This is a genomic window from uncultured Pseudomonas sp., from assembly GCF_943846705.1.
GTDB lineage: Bacteria > Pseudomonadota > Gammaproteobacteria > Pseudomonadales > Pseudomonadaceae > Aquipseudomonas.
Genome location: NZ_OX044366.1, coordinates 3,193,267 through 3,206,545 on the forward strand (window position 1 = coordinate 3,193,267; position 13,279 = coordinate 3,206,545).

Genomic DNA, 13,279 nt, shown 5'->3' on the forward strand with positions numbered 1-13,279 from the left:
CGGGAGCCCGTTTGGGCTCCCGTTTTTTTTGCGCGCTATGTCTGGCAGCCCTCTGAGGTCGGTGCTGCACCTAGCGGCGAACTGTTCAAGTTCTGCATAACGCTTATACCGATTACGCAAAGCCGCTCATGCTGGCTGCGTGCTACTCTGCCGCAACGGCCGATCTAGAGCCATTTAGCGAGCCTGCCGATGCCTGTAGCTGACTCAACTGCGTACCTCATGCGCGGCACTGCCGCCTACCGGCGTGCCACCCTGGCGCTGTTCTGTGCCGGGTTTGCCACCTTTGCCTTGCTCTATTGCGTGCAGCCGCTATTGCCGCTGCTGGCGCAGCACTTCGCCGTGTCAGCGGCGGGCAGCAGCTTGGCGTTATCGCTCACCACCTTGAGCCTGGCGCTGTGTTTGCTGGTGTCCGGTGCGCTGGCCGAGAGCTGGGGGCGTAAACCGGTCATGGCGATTGCCTTGGGCCTGGCTTCAGTGCTGGGGATCGCCTGCGCGCTGGTCGAAAGCTGGGATCACCTGCTATGGCTGCGTGCGTTGCTGGGGTTGGCCCTGAGCGGTCTGCCAGCACTGGCCATGGCCTATGTGGGAGAGGAGTTCGAGCCCGAGGCATTGCCTGCAGCGATGGGCCTGTATATCGGTGGCACTGCCCTGGGCGGGCTGCTCGGGCGTTTGCTCGCCGGCTTGCTCAGTGATCTCGGCGGTTGGCCGCTGGCCTTGGCCGGTATTGCCGGCATGGGCTTGTTGGCGCTGGGGTTGTTTATTTGGCTGCTGCCACCGTCACGGCATTTCACCGCGCAGTCGCTGTCGCTGCGCGGCTTGCTGCACAACTTTGCCGCGCACCTGAGCAATGGCGAACTGCGCCGGCTGTTCCTGATGGCCTTTTTGTTGATGGGCGGCTTTGTCGCCTTGTTCAACTATGTCGGTTTTCGCTTGGCGGCTGCGCCGTTCAACTTGTCCTCCAGTTTGATTGGCTTGTTGTTTACGGTGTATTTGGTCGGGATATTTAGCGCCGGCTGGGCGGGGCGGTTAGTGCCACGCCTGGGTGCGCGGCAAGTGATGCAGGGCGCAATCGGCATCATGCTGCTGGGCGTGGCACTGTGTGCGACACCGTGGTTAAGCGCTGCAGTGGCCGGGCTGGGCTTGTTCACCCTGGGCTTTTTTGCGGCGCACGCGGTGGCCAGCGGTCAAGTCGGGCAACGCGCGAGCGTAGCCAAAGCGCAAGCTTCGGCGCTTTACCTGTGCGCCTATTACCTGGGGTCCAGCGTGATTGGCTACGCCGCCGGGTATATCTGGGAGCACGCCGGCTGGTTGCCGATGCTGGCGGTATTGGCCGCCCTGTTTGTCGCCGCCGGGATCAGCGCTCGCAAGTTATAGGGGCAAACGGCTCAGCCTCGGATGCTGCAAACGTTCGACTGATCCTTACCCCTCCTGCGCCCGATAAGCGCCCGGCGTTAGCCCCGTCCACTTCTTAAACGCCCGGTGAAACGCCGAAGGCTCGGAGAAGCCGAGCTGTTCGGCAATATCCTGAATCGCCAAGTCATCACGCCCCAGGTGGTAGATCGCCAGGTCGCGGCGCAGGTGGTCTTTGAGCTCCTGAAAGCTAGAGCCTTCTTCACGCAGGTGCCTGCGCAGGGTTTGCGGGCTCATATGCAGTTGCTGCGCGACGGCATCCAGATCCGGCCAGTTGCTGCAGTCACGACCCAATAAGCGCCGGATCTGGCTGATCAAACTGTCGCCGCCATCCGGGCGCGCGAGCAGGTCGGCGGGGGAGTGCTGAAGGAACTGCTTAAGCGTGCGTTCGTCTTGCAGCAGTGGCATGGCCAGGTAGCGGGCATGGAACAGCAGGCTGGTGCGACCTGCCGAGAAACGCCGATTGGCGGGGAACAGCAACTCGTATTCGGCGGCATGGGCGGGTTGGGTGTAAGTGAAGGTGGTTTCTTCCAGGCGGATGCGTTGGCCGATCATCCAACTGCCGAGGCGGTGCCAGATCACCAGCAGGCTTTCCACTAGGAAATGGTCGGGGTCGCACAGGGTTGAGCCATCCACGCTCAGGCGCGCCCAGTCGCCTTCACGTTGCAGGCTGATGGTCGGTGCTTGAGGGAACAGGCTGTAGAACAGCGCACCGCGGCCAAGGGCTTTTTCCAGTGTGCGGCAGTGGATGATGACGTTACACATCATGGCGAAGGTGCCGCGTTTGCTGGGTAGGCGGCCGAAGCCTAAGTATTCGTCGTCGAGGCTTTCCCAGAGTAATTGCACCAAGCGGGTGAATTGCTCGGGGGCGACCCGTGCGCGTGGCTCATCCAGCAAGGCCGGCTGAATACCCAGCTGGCGCAACAGCGGCGTGCAGTCGTGGCCCTGGGCCTCGGCACCACGCAAGGCGGCGCGGACAAAATGGCTGGCGATGGTGCGTTCGCGCATGACGGCTCCTTGTAAAGTGCGCCGATGGTAAGCAGCTTGATGGAATTAGGACAAGCGCCGAGCGAATGGGTCAATTTAGGCTGAGCGCATGGGTCATTGAGGCAGGTGGCAGGGCAGGCCTACTCTGCAGGACGACTTCAGCTCTAGGAGCCAACCGCATGCAGCGCAATATTTTCGACACCGAGCACAACTTGTTTCGTGACGCTTTTGCCGCCTTCCTCAAGAAAGAGGTGGTACCGCATCAGGAGCAGTGGGAGGCCGACGGCATGGTCAGCCGTGAGGTGTGGAAGAAGGCCGGCGACATGGGTTTTCTGCTGCCCTGGGCGGATGAAGAATACGGAGGATCGGGCCTTAAGGATTTTCGCTACGAGCAGATCATGTGCGAGGAATTGGCCAAGGTTAACGAGGCGGGCTTTATGCTGCCGCTGCATTCGGCGCTGTGCGGCCCGTATATCGCCGAATATGGTAATGCCGAGCAGAAGGCGCGGCTTATGCCGGGCATCATCAGCGGTGAGCTGATTCTGGCCGTGGCGATGACCGAGCCCAGCGCCGGCTCCGACCTGGCAGGCATGCGCACCACCGCGGTGGATCAGGGTGATCACTATGTGCTCAATGGCTCAAAGGTGTTTATCTCCAACGGTATTTTGGCCGATGTGGTGATCGTCGCGGCCAAGACCGATCCGGCCAACAAGCACGCCATGGGGCTGTTTTTGGTTGAGCGCGGCATGCAGGGTTTCGAGCGCGGCAAGAAGCTGGAGAAGCTGGGCATGAAGAGTCAGGACACCGCTGAGCTGTTCTTCAATAACGTCAAGGTGCCCAAGGCCAATCTGCTGGGGGATGCCACGGGCGGCTTCTTCTATCTGATGAACATGCTCGCCCAAGAGCGCCTGACCAATGCCTGTGGCGCAGTAGCGGGTGCCGAGGCCGCGCTGCAAACGACCATCGATTATGTGAAGGAGCGCAAGGCCTTCGATCGACCAATTTCACACTTCCAAAACACCCGTTTCAAACTGGCGGAAATGCGCACGCAAATCGACGTGGCGCAGGTGTTCGTCGACCGCTGCGTGATGGATCACAACGAGAAGAAACTCACCCCTGAGGTCGCCGCCGAGGCCAAGTTGTTTACCACCGAGCTGCTGGGTAAGGTGGTCGATGAAGGGGTACAGCTACACGGCGGTTGGGGTTATATGTGGGAGTACCCGATCTGCAAGATGTACGCAAACGCGCGTATTCAGCGCATTTTCGCCGGCACCTCGGAAATCATGAAAGAGATCATCAGCCGTGGCATGAAGCTCTGATACAGCGGTAACGGCTGAGCCAAGACGAGACAGACAATAACAACAAGAGGTCTGCATATGGATGAGCAACTGCCCCTGGAGCGTTTCGCGCTCTGGGTTGAGAAACGCCCGGATGCGGTCTGGCTGCGCCAGCCGGTTAACGGTCAGTGGCATGACTTCAGCTGGCGTCAGGTCGATGACCAGGCCCGGCGATTAGCCAGCGCACTGCTGGCGCAGGGCTGCGTGCCGGGCGACCGGGTGGCGCTGTTGTCGAAGAACTGCGCCGAATGGTTTATCTGTGACCTGGCGATCATGATGGCCGGGCTGATCAGCGTGCCGTTGTACCCGCTGCAATCGGCCGACAGCATTGCCTATGTGCTGGAGCATGCGCAGTGCAAGGTCATCCTGCTTGGCAAGCTGGATGACGCGGAAAAGCTGGAGGCTGGAATTGGCCCACAGCTGACGCGTATCGCGTTGCCGTACCCGACCCTGGCCTGTACCCATGAATGGCATAGCTTGCTGGCCGCGCATGAGCCGCTGCAAACCCTTGCCGTGCAACAGCCTGGGCAAGTGCTGACGCTGGTGTATACCTCCGGTACCACAGGCAACCCAAAGGGGGTCATGCTCTCGGTGCATGCGATGGCCTTTACCGCAGCAAACGCCTGCCGGGAAATGGGCATGAGTACGCAGGATCGGTTCTTCTCCTTCCTGCCGTTATCGCATGTCGCCGAGCGCTTTATGGTCGAGTTCAACAGCCTGTATTGCGGCGCCCCCGTGGCGTTTGTTGAGTCGATGGAGACCTTTTCTCGCGATCTGTGTCATGTGCGGCCCACGGTGTTTTTCGCCGTGCCACGGCTGTGGACACGCTTTCAGCTGGGCGTGCTGGAGAAACTGCCGCAGGCCAAGCTGGCTCGGCTGCTGCGTATCCCGCTGATTGGCGCACTGGTGGCGCGCAAGGTGCGTCGTGGCCTGGGTCTCGATCAGGCGCGCATCATGATCTCTGGCGCGGCGGCGATTTCGCGGGGGCTGCTCGACTGGTACCAAGCAATCGGCCTGACCCTCTGTGAGGGCTACGGCATGAGTGAAAACGTCGCTTACGGCTGCTTCAACCGCCCCGGTCAGGTGCGCTTTGGCACTGTGGGGCGGCCGATGAAAGGCTTGGAAGTGCGTATTGCTGACTCTGGCGAGATTTTGTTCCGCAGCCCGACGCTGATGCTCGGCTATTACCTCGAGCCGGAGAAAACTGCCGAGGCGTTGGTCGATGGCTGGCTGCACACCGGTGACAAGGGTGAGTTGGACAGCGATGGCTACTTGCGCATCACCGGACGGGTGAAGGACATCTTCAAGACCAGCAAGGGTAAGTACATCGCCCCGGCACCGATTGAAGGTGAGATTGCCAAAAATCACTGGGTCGAGCAGGTGTGCCTGATGGGCAGCAATCTGGACCAGCCGTTGGCGCTGATCGAACTGTCGCCTGCAGCCCGTGAGCAGCCGCGCGAGCAGGTGACAGCCGACCTGCAACAAACCTTGCAGCAACTCAATGCCACGCTGCAAAACCATGAGCGGGTCAGCCATTTCGTGCTGGTGCGTGAGCCCTGGACCGTGGACAACGGTTGCATGACGCCGACCATGAAAATCCGCCGTAATGTGCTGGAGGCGCGCTTTGCTGAGGAAGTCGCCGCGCTCAACACCCAGCAGCCACTGCATTGGCAATAGTTGCACTGCCGAGGATGGGTTGAGCGCAGCGATACCCATCGTTTTCTCCCGATTGTTTAAGGAGCTGTTATGTCAGGCCCGCTGTCCACCCTGAAAGTACTGGATTTTTCCACCCTACTGCCTGGGCCATTTGCCTCCTTGCTGCTGGCTGATATGGGGGCAGAGGTGTTGCGGGTTGAGTCGCCCAGTCGCATGGATCTGGTTCGGGTATTGCCGCCGCATGATGGCGGGGTGTCCGCCAGCCATGCCTACCTCAACCGCAACAAGCGCTGCATCGCCCTGGACCTGAAAAAGCCCGAGGCGGTGGCAATGGTCAAGCAACTGGTGGCTGAGTACGACATCGTGCTGGAGCAGTTTCGCCCGGGGGTGATGGATAAACTCGGTGTGGGCTATGAGGCGCTCAAGGCGATCAACCCGAAGCTGATCTACGTGTCGATCACCGGTTACGGCCAGAGCGGCCCGTACAAGGATCGCGCTGGGCATGACATCAACTATTTGGCTTTGGCCGGTATTGCCAGTTACACCGGACGGCGCGAAACGGGGCCATTGCCACTGGGTATTCAAGCGGCAGATATCGCTGGTGGCTCGCTGCATGGGGTGATCGGCTTGCTGGCAGCGGTAATCCAGCGCCAGGCGACGGGGCAGGGCCAGCAAGTGGACATCAGCATGACCGACTGCGCTTTCAGCTTGCACGGTATGGCCGGGGCGGGTTATTTGGCGGCCGGGGTGGAGCCGGCGATGGAGAATCAGGCACTCAATGGCGGCAGTTTCTACGACTACTACCGTACCCGCGACGGTCGCTGGTTTTCGGTCGGTAGCCTGGAACCACAGTTTATGCAGCAGTTCTGCGCCGCCATCGGCCGCCCGGAATTGGCGTCACGCGGCTTGTCGCAGCGCCCGGAGGATCAGCAGGCACTTAAACGCGAGATTGAAATCGAGTTTGAGAAGCGCGATTTCGCCGAGTGGAGTCAGGTATTTGCTGGCCTCGATGCCTGCGTCGAGCCGATGCTGAATCTCAGCGAGGCGGTGGCGCATCCGCAGATCAAGGCCCGCGGTCTAGTGACCGAAGTGCCGCGGACGGGCAATGAGCCACAGGCGCAGATGGCCTGCCCGATCAAGTTTTCCAGCGGTTTGCCCGCGCCGCGCCATATTGGCGCGGCGTTGGGTGCGCATACCGCCGAGGTGTTGCATGAGCTGGGTTACAGCGCCGAGCAGATTGTTCAGCTTAAGGCCGCCAAGGTGGTTGCCTGAGCCCTGCTTGGAGTCCGCTGCGCAGTAGTCGGCGGCGCTGCATCTACCCCACAGGAAGCTCGTCAAATGTTAGTTTTTCCGGCATAAGCCTGGGGCTATACCCCTCTGAGCGCTGCGGGAACACATAACATGTATCACGGTGAACGTTTCAACGCCTGGACCCATCTGGTTGGCGCCCTTTTAGCCTGCATGGGTGCAGTATGGCTACTGGTGCTGGCAAGCTTGGATGGTGACCTGCGCAAGATCATCAGCGTGGCCATCTACGGCCTGACGTTGGTGCTGCTCTACAGCATCTCGACGCTTTACCATAGCGTAAGGGGGCCGGCGAAGGTGCTGATGCGCAAGCTCGATCACCTGTCGATCTACCTGCTAATCGCCGGCAGCTATACGCCGTTTTGCTTGGTGACGCTCGAAGGCGCGTGGGGCTGGAGTCTGTTTGGTGTGGTCTGGGGGCTGGCGGTGTTGGGCATGCTGCAGGAGATCAAACCGCGCTCCGAGGCACGCGTACTGTCGGTTGTGATCTACGCCGTGATGGGCTGGATTGTCTTGGTAGCGGTCAAGCCGCTGATTAGTGCGCTGGGTATAGAAGGGTTTGCCTGGCTGGCCGGCGGCGGGGTGCTCTACACCGTGGGCATCATCTTCTTCGCATATGACAGCCGCTTCCGCCATTGGCATGGCATTTGGCACCTGTTCGTGATGGGCGGCAGCCTGATGCACTTCGTCGCAGTGCTGCGCTACGTGTTGTGATTGTCACGGTTAACGCCCGCCTCGCAACAGGTACAACATTGGATCGGGCTATAGCTTTATTCGACGCGCTGTTCACCGGTAAAGCTCAACGTCACCTTGCAGCGCCGACAGAAGTAGCGCCGGCCTTTGCTGACCAGTGCGTGGCGTTGCGCGGTAAACGGGAACTCGCCCTGCGGGCAGCTGCAGCGGTAGATGTAGCGATTGACCGTGCGCCGTTGCACAGCATAGGTGTGACAGCGATTCGGCGGCAGCTCATACACCCCGCGCATGATTAGCTGCCACTCTTCGCCGTGGGGTTGGATCTTCAGGCCGAACAGCTGGTGAGCGACCAAGTGCGCCACTTCGTGGGGCACCGTCTGTTTGAGAAAGTCTTCACGATTTTCCCGATACAGCTGCGGGTTGAAGCGCAGCTTGTTCTCCGTCAAATGCGCCACGCCAGCCTTTTGTCCACGCAGCTTGAAACTCACTTCGGGGCGAACAAAGGCTTGTTTGAAAAAGCTTTCAGCCTGCTGGTAGCAGTGTTCTACGCGGCTCAGGAGGTGTTCAGGCATGGATGCGGCTATCGAAACAGGGCGGGTGATTATGCCCAAGGTAGATGGGCTTCGCAGCCCAGAAACGACGAAACCACCCGCAGGTGGTTTCGTTGTATGTCACCGCATGATGTTAGCTGGTGTACACCGGCCCAACACCCATGCCCCAGAGGATCACCGAGCAGGCAATCATCGCCACCAGCACCACCAAGCCTACTGCAAGCACCGAGCTGGAGAACATAAAGCCTTCATCCTCGGGTATGCCCATAAACATCGGTATACCGACATACAGCAGGTACACCGTGTAGCAGATGGCTGCCGTGCCCACCACCATGGCCAGCCAGAGGTGTGGGTAGAGCGCCGCAAGCCCTCCGATAAACAGCGGTGTGGCGGTGTAAGCGGCAAACACTACGCACTGTGTGAGGTTTGGGCTGGCATCGTAGGTGCGTGCCATCCAGTGAATAAACGCGCCCATTACCGCTACGCCGGCGAGCATTGCCAGGTAGGTCATGATGGTCATTTGCAGCGCGCTGGCCTCTGTCAGCATCACTGGCGCTCGCTCGCCGATTGCCCAGCCAACCTGGGTGGTACCGATAAAAGCCGAAACCGCGGGAATTGCCGCGAGAATCAGGACGTGGGTGAGATACATGTGGCTGATGCTTTCTTCTTCGCCACGGATTTCCTGCCATTCCTGGTCAGGATGGGTGAAGAGCCCCCAAACGTGATGGATCATGCCAGACCTCCATTTGTTATAGCGATCGCCCCCCAGCTCAGCGCCTGATTCGCGTGTGCAGCGTCATCAGGTGCGAGGCCGAACCTATGCGACCGTATGTCGCAGTATAGGTGGCGATTCAGTCAGGCAAGGGCGGGCCGTTAGAGCAAATCGGACTCTCAACCACGGCCGTAATAACGTTCTAGGATTTCCATGGCCTTGTTGATCGACTGCAAACGCTCTGTACTGCCGCCCCGATCAGGGTGGTGCAGGCTGACCAATTGTCGGTAGCGCTGTTTGATACTCGCAGGCGTGAGTGTCTCCGGGCTTTCAGCAAGTTCAAAGAGCTCCAGCGCCGCCTGTAGTTCTTCGCCACCCTGCATGCGTGACCAGAAACTGCGCAGCAGCGTGGCGACATCCTCCTCGTCGGTGTCCCTGAGCTGGCTCATGTCGAGGTAGTAATCGCGCAGTGGGTCGTGCTCGCTTAACTCCAGGCTGCCCGACAGGTAGGGCAGCAGCTGAATGTTCAGTGCGCTGATCTGTAGATAGCCGCTACGCGTTGCCCACAGTCGCTCGCGCAGGCGATAGAGCGCGTTAAACAGCAGAAAGTGCGTACGAAACAGCACCAACTTGTCGGTCAGCGGCAGGTTGGGGATGTGGGTGCAGTGGCGTGCTTTCAGCTGCTGGATCAAGTCGTACTCGGCAAGGCCGCTAGGTGAGGCGCTCAGCAGCTGATGCAGGTGTTCGCAGAGGTCGAGGCTGGGGTCTAAATCGTCATTCATCGGCCGAGCCTAGCATTTCAGCAACTGCGGGGTGGGGCGCGTCACGCTTTCTGCGTAAAATGCCGCATCCTCAACGACTTCCGGACTCCAGCGCACCATGGGCACCCTTTCGGTCAATCAGAACAAGCTGCAAAAACGTCTGCGTCGCCAGGCCGGCGAAGCCGTTGCCGACTTCAATATGATCGAGGATGGCGACAAGGTCATGGTCTGCCTGTCGGGTGGCAAGGACAGTTACACCATGCTTGACGTGCTGTTGCACCTGCAAAAGGTCGCGCCGATCAAGTTTGAGATCGTTGCGGTGAACATGGACCAGAAGCAGCCAGGCTTCCCCGAGCACGTTTTGCCGGCGTATCTTGAGTCCATCGGTGTGCCGTACCACATCGTCGAGAAAGACACCTACTCGGTGGTAAAAGAGAAGATCCCGGAAGGCAAGACCACCTGTTCGCTGTGCTCGCGTCTGCGTCGCGGCACGCTGTACACCTTCGCCGATGAGATCGGTGCGACCAAGATGGCCTTGGGTCACCACCGTGACGACATCCTGGAAACCTTCTTCCTGAATATGTTCTACGGCGGCACCCTCAAGGCCATGCCGCCCAAGCTGCGCGCCGATGACGGCCGTAACGTGGTAATTCGTCCGTTGGCTTATTGCAACGAAGCGGATATCGAGGCTTACAGCCAGCTCAAGGAGTTCCCGATCATTCCGTGCAACCTCTGTGGCTCGCAGGAAAACCTGCAACGCCAGGTGGTCAAAGAGATGCTCCAGGACTGGGAGCGCAAGTCGCCGGGCCGCACCGAGATCATGTTCCGCGCCTTGCAGAACGTGGTGCCGTCACAATTAGCTGACCGCAATCTGTTCGACTTCAAGAGCCTGAAAATCGATGACAGCGCGGCGCCGCGCTTTCTCGATGTAATGAACCTCTGAGCCTAGGCTTGGCTGCGGAGGATGGGTCGAGCGCAGCGACACCCATCAATTACGGTTTAAGGATTGCCCGATGCGTGACTACAAATGGCTGCACGAATACTGCCTGAACCGCTTCGGTTCGATCGCCGCACTGGAGTCAATGCTGCCACAGTCGTGCAGCGCCGAGGAATTGCGGGCGATCAGTGATGACCGCTACCTGTCGACGCTCAGCCTGCGAGTGTTTCGCGCCGGCCTTAAACACAGCCTGGTGGATGCCAAGTGGCCGGCGTTTGAGCAGGTGTTCTTCGGCTTCGATCCGGAGAAAGTGGTGCTGATGGGCGCAGAGCGCCTGGAAAACCTGATGCAGGATGCGCGCATCATTCGTCACTTGGGCAAGCTTAAGAGCGTGCCGCGCAATGCTCAGTTCATTCTCGATGTGCGCCAGGAAAAGGGCAGCTTCGGCGCGCTGATCGCCGATTGGCCAGTGAGCGATATCGTCGGGCTGTGGAAGTACCTGGCCAAACACGGCAGTCAGCTCGGCGGGCTCTCTGCGCCACGGTTTCTACGCATGGTTGGCAAGGACACGTTCGTGCCTACCGATGATGTGGTCGCAGCACTGAAGGCGCAGAAGATTATCGATAAAGCCCCGACCAGCCTAAAAGAGCGGGCAGCCGTGCAGGACGCCTTCAATCAGTGGCATCAGCAGAGCGGGCGGCCACTGTGTCAGCTGTCAGCGATGCTGGCGCTTACGGTTAATCACTAAGGTCGAGCGTTGCGATGGAGCAGGCAATCAAGCGGGTCGCGCAGCAACTCAAGCAAGCCGAAAGAATTTTGCTAATTACCGGTGCCGGCTTGTCTGCCGATTCCGGTTTACCTACCTATCGCGGCCTGGGCGGTCTGTATAACGGTCATACCGCCGAAGGCCTGTCGATTGAAACCGCGTTATCGGGGTCGATGCTGCAGCGTGATCCGGCGCTGTGCTGGAAGTACCTGGCGGAGCTGGGCAGGGCGTGTTTGGGTGCCCAGGCCAATGCCGGGCATTACGCGATTGCTGAGCTACAGCGCAGAAAGCCAGGATGCTGGTTGCTAACGCAGAACATCGATGGCTACCACCGCGCAGCCGGTAGCCCGATGGAGCGGCTGATCGAGATTCACGGCGAGCTGGCTCCGTTGTATTGCCAGTCCTGCGGGGCGGTCGATGCGGAGCTGGCCGCGCACTTGCAGCGGCCATTGCCACCCAAATGCCGGCAATGCGCCGGGGTGCTGCGCCCGCCCGTGGTGCTGTTTGAAGAAATGCTCCCGGAGCAGGCCATCGATACGCTTTACGCCGAGCTAGGCAAAGGTTTTGATGTGGTCATCAGTATCGGCACCAGCGCCAGCTTTCCCTATATCGTCGAACCGCTGCTGCGCACGCGGCAAGCCGGTGGCTTTACGGTTGATGTCAACCCACAGCGTACCGAGCTGAGCGACAGGGTGGATGTACATTTGCCGGGGCGTGCCTTAGATGTTTTGCCGGAACTACTGAGTCACATTTAGAGCCATAGAATTTGCAAATGCATGTCATAGAGGGCATAGTCGCGCCCTTGTGAAATTCACCGACACGGTCGTGCCCATGCTCCAACGCCTCGCACCCCTCGTGCCTATCGCACTTTCCCTGGTTTTGGCCGCCTGCGCCAACCATGCTCCGCAACCGCAGCTGAGCACTCAATCCAGCGTGTTCTCCTCGACAGACCTTGCCGAGTTTGATGAACAAGCCAAAGAAGCCGCCCTTGGCGATTTCACCGAAGAAAAAGCCTACAAACTCCCGCAACTGGCCGATGGCATTCTGTCCCATGGCCTGTCGTTGGTGGGTACGCGCTACCGTTTTGGTGGTGGCTCGGTAAGTTCCGGCTTCGATTGCAGCGGTTTTATCGGTTACCTGTTTAAGGAAGAAGCGGGGCTCAAATTGCCACGCTCGACCCGTGAAATGATCAATATCGATGCACCGTTGGTGGATCGTGGTGACCTCAAGCCAGGCGATTTGCTGTTCTTCAGCACCAATGGTGGCGGCCGCGTCAGCCATGCCGGCATCTACATGGGTGATGATCAGTTCATCCATTCTTCCAGCAGCCGCAGTGGCGGTGTGCGGGTTGATAGCCTGGATGATCGCTATTGGAAGCGCACCTTTATCGAGGCCAAACGTGCCCTGGCGTTGGCGCCAACCGACTCGGTTGTACGTCACCCTTGAGCCCTGCGCGCAGCGGTCGAAATTTCTAGGCCGCTGTAGGCAAGGTGCCAAGTAGGCGCATAGTGATAGATATCAACAACCTGCCAAGCAAAGCTAAAGCTTGCGCTAGAATGGGCAAGCCGGCAGAGTAGGGCGCATCCCGGCTCAGGATCGCCTTGTCCATGACCGCTCTCTCCCGTATCAGTTTGCTTGTACTGGCCGCGCTGCTTAGCGCCTGCGCCAGCCAAGCCCCGGCACCAAGCCCGCAATCCACTGTTTATCAGCCCATCAGTGGCATTAACGGCAATGCTGATGATGTGCTGTTTCGTGCGTTGGGATTGGTGGGCACACCCTATCGTTATGGCGGTAACACCCCTGAAGGCGGCTTCGACTGCAGTGGCCTGATTGGCTTTGTTTATCGTGATGCGGCGGGCATCAAGCTGCCGCGCTCAACCCGTGAGCTGATCCGCATGCGCGGCCCGGGCGTTGGTCGCGATGCCCTGCAAAGCGGCGATCTGCTGTTCTTTGCCACCAATGGCGGCAGCCAGGTCAGTCATGCGGGCATTTACGTCGGCAACGGGCGTTTCGTGCATGCGCCTTCCAGCGGCGGAACCGTGCGCCTGGACAGCCTGAGCAATACTTATTGGCAGCGCACTTACTTGAATGCCAAGCGCGTATTCACCGCGGAGCTGGCGGGTAACCCCTAGCGCCCAGCGCTGGGTATTTGTAGAGGGGCTTG

The 13,279-nt window shown here is 59.7% G+C and carries 14 protein-coding genes; 10 read left to right on the plus strand and 4 right to left on the minus strand.

Annotated elements, in window-relative coordinates:
• Nucleotides 1-189 precede the first annotated feature (189 nt).
• Nucleotides 190-1,374 (plus strand): MFS transporter, encoded by a 1,185-nt coding sequence (locus tag Q0V31_RS15070; RefSeq protein ID WP_298188802.1) that lies wholly within the window; start codon nt 190-192, stop codon nt 1,372-1,374.
• 45 nt (nt 1,375-1,419) lie between these two features.
• On the opposite strand, the gene Q0V31_RS15075 is transcribed toward Q0V31_RS15070, so the two are convergent.
• Nucleotides 1,420-2,418: an AraC family transcriptional regulator gene (locus Q0V31_RS15075; RefSeq protein WP_298188804.1), complete on the minus strand. Its 999-nt coding sequence runs from the start codon at nt 2,416-2,418 to the stop codon at nt 1,420-1,422.
• A 158-nt stretch (nt 2,419-2,576) separates the two neighbouring features.
• Between Q0V31_RS15075 and Q0V31_RS15080 the strand changes: the two genes are divergently transcribed.
• The 4 genes from Q0V31_RS15080 (at nt 2,577) to Q0V31_RS15095 (ending at nt 7,409) form a co-directional block, all read left to right on the plus strand.
• Nucleotides 2,577-3,716, plus strand: coding sequence for an acyl-CoA dehydrogenase family protein (locus Q0V31_RS15080; protein WP_298188806.1), 1,140 nt, complete (start codon nt 2,577-2,579; stop codon nt 3,714-3,716).
• A gap of 57 nt (nt 3,717-3,773) precedes the next feature.
• Nucleotides 3,774-5,411 (plus strand): AMP-binding protein, encoded by a 1,638-nt coding sequence (locus Q0V31_RS15085; RefSeq protein WP_298188809.1) that lies wholly within the window; start codon nt 3,774-3,776, stop codon nt 5,409-5,411.
• A gap of 69 nt (nt 5,412-5,480) precedes the next feature.
• A complete protein-coding gene (locus tag Q0V31_RS15090) occupies nt 5,481-6,662 on the plus strand; it encodes a CaiB/BaiF CoA-transferase family protein (protein ID WP_298188811.1) in 1,182 nt (393 codons plus the stop codon).
• Nucleotides 6,663-6,791: 129 nt separating this feature from the next.
• A complete protein-coding gene (locus tag Q0V31_RS15095; RefSeq protein WP_298188816.1) occupies nt 6,792-7,409 on the plus strand; it encodes a hemolysin III family protein in 618 nt (205 codons plus the stop codon).
• Between the two features lie 56 nt (nt 7,410-7,465).
• Here Q0V31_RS15095 and Q0V31_RS15100 read toward each other — a convergent pair whose 3' ends face one another.
• From Q0V31_RS15100 to Q0V31_RS15110, 3 genes are all read right to left on the minus strand, one after another.
• Nucleotides 7,466-7,960, minus strand: a complete 495-nt coding sequence (locus Q0V31_RS15100; RefSeq protein ID WP_298188818.1) for a SprT family zinc-dependent metalloprotease — start codon at nt 7,958-7,960, stop codon at nt 7,466-7,468.
• Nucleotides 7,961-8,072: 112 nt separating this feature from the next.
• Nucleotides 8,073-8,672: a Yip1 family protein gene (locus Q0V31_RS15105; protein ID WP_298188820.1), complete on the minus strand. Its 600-nt coding sequence runs from the start codon at nt 8,670-8,672 to the stop codon at nt 8,073-8,075.
• 158 nt (nt 8,673-8,830) lie between these two features.
• Nucleotides 8,831-9,433 (minus strand): DNA-J related domain-containing protein, encoded by a 603-nt coding sequence (locus Q0V31_RS15110; RefSeq protein WP_298188821.1) that lies wholly within the window; start codon nt 9,431-9,433, stop codon nt 8,831-8,833.
• Nucleotides 9,434-9,530: 97 nt separating this feature from the next.
• On the opposite strand from Q0V31_RS15110, the gene ttcA reads away from it, so the two are divergent.
• The 5 genes from ttcA to Q0V31_RS15135 all read left to right on the plus strand — a co-directional run bounded on the left by ttcA (nt 9,531) and on the right by Q0V31_RS15135 (nt 13,247).
• Complete coding sequence (gene ttcA, locus Q0V31_RS15115; RefSeq protein WP_298188824.1) at nt 9,531-10,355, plus strand: tRNA 2-thiocytidine(32) synthetase TtcA; 825 nt, start codon at nt 9,531-9,533, stop codon at nt 10,353-10,355.
• Between the two features lie 70 nt (nt 10,356-10,425).
• The gene (locus Q0V31_RS15120; RefSeq protein ID WP_298188827.1) at nt 10,426-11,097 is read left to right on the plus strand and encodes a DNA-3-methyladenine glycosylase I; all 672 of its coding nucleotides are present in this window, start codon (nt 10,426-10,428) and stop codon (nt 11,095-11,097) included.
• 14 nt (nt 11,098-11,111) lie between these two features.
• On the plus strand, nt 11,112-11,870 hold the full coding sequence (locus tag Q0V31_RS15125) for an NAD-dependent deacylase (RefSeq protein ID WP_298188831.1): 759 nt from the start codon (nt 11,112-11,114) through the stop codon (nt 11,868-11,870).
• Nucleotides 11,871-11,946: 76 nt separating this feature from the next.
• A complete protein-coding gene (locus tag Q0V31_RS15130) occupies nt 11,947-12,561 on the plus strand; it encodes an NlpC/P60 family protein (RefSeq protein ID WP_298188834.1) in 615 nt (204 codons plus the stop codon).
• Nucleotides 12,562-12,722: 161 nt separating this feature from the next.
• Nucleotides 12,723-13,247 (plus strand): C40 family peptidase, encoded by a 525-nt coding sequence (locus Q0V31_RS15135; RefSeq protein ID WP_298188835.1) that lies wholly within the window; start codon nt 12,723-12,725, stop codon nt 13,245-13,247.
• The last annotated feature ends 32 nt before the right edge of the window (nt 13,248-13,279 follow it).

Bases quoted from the DNA above. Each gene is read 5' to 3' on its own strand.
- Q0V31_RS15070 (WP_298188802.1), top strand. From the start codon at position 190: ATGCCTGTAGCTGACTCAACTGCGTACCTCATGCGCGGCACTGCCGCC.
- Q0V31_RS15075 (WP_298188804.1), bottom strand. From the start codon at position 2,418: ATGCGCGAACGCACCATCGCCAGCCATTTTGTCCGCGCCGCCTTGCGT.
- Q0V31_RS15080 (WP_298188806.1), top strand. From the start codon at position 2,577: ATGCAGCGCAATATTTTCGACACCGAGCACAACTTGTTTCGTGACGCT.
- Q0V31_RS15085 (WP_298188809.1), top strand. From the start codon at position 3,774: ATGGATGAGCAACTGCCCCTGGAGCGTTTCGCGCTCTGGGTTGAGAAA.
- Q0V31_RS15090 (WP_298188811.1), top strand. From the start codon at position 5,481: ATGTCAGGCCCGCTGTCCACCCTGAAAGTACTGGATTTTTCCACCCTA.
- Q0V31_RS15095 (WP_298188816.1), top strand. From the start codon at position 6,792: ATGTATCACGGTGAACGTTTCAACGCCTGGACCCATCTGGTTGGCGCC.
- Q0V31_RS15100 (WP_298188818.1), bottom strand. From the start codon at position 7,960: ATGCCTGAACACCTCCTGAGCCGCGTAGAACACTGCTACCAGCAGGCT.
- Q0V31_RS15105 (WP_298188820.1), bottom strand. From the start codon at position 8,672: ATGATCCATCACGTTTGGGGGCTCTTCACCCATCCTGACCAGGAATGG.
- Q0V31_RS15110 (WP_298188821.1), bottom strand. From the start codon at position 9,433: ATGAATGACGATTTAGACCCCAGCCTCGACCTCTGCGAACACCTGCAT.
- ttcA (WP_298188824.1), top strand. From the start codon at position 9,531: ATGGGCACCCTTTCGGTCAATCAGAACAAGCTGCAAAAACGTCTGCGT.
- Q0V31_RS15120 (WP_298188827.1), top strand. From the start codon at position 10,426: ATGCGTGACTACAAATGGCTGCACGAATACTGCCTGAACCGCTTCGGT.
- Q0V31_RS15125 (WP_298188831.1), top strand. From the start codon at position 11,112: ATGGAGCAGGCAATCAAGCGGGTCGCGCAGCAACTCAAGCAAGCCGAA.
- Q0V31_RS15130 (WP_298188834.1), top strand. From the start codon at position 11,947: ATGCTCCAACGCCTCGCACCCCTCGTGCCTATCGCACTTTCCCTGGTT.
- Q0V31_RS15135 (WP_298188835.1), top strand. From the start codon at position 12,723: ATGACCGCTCTCTCCCGTATCAGTTTGCTTGTACTGGCCGCGCTGCTT.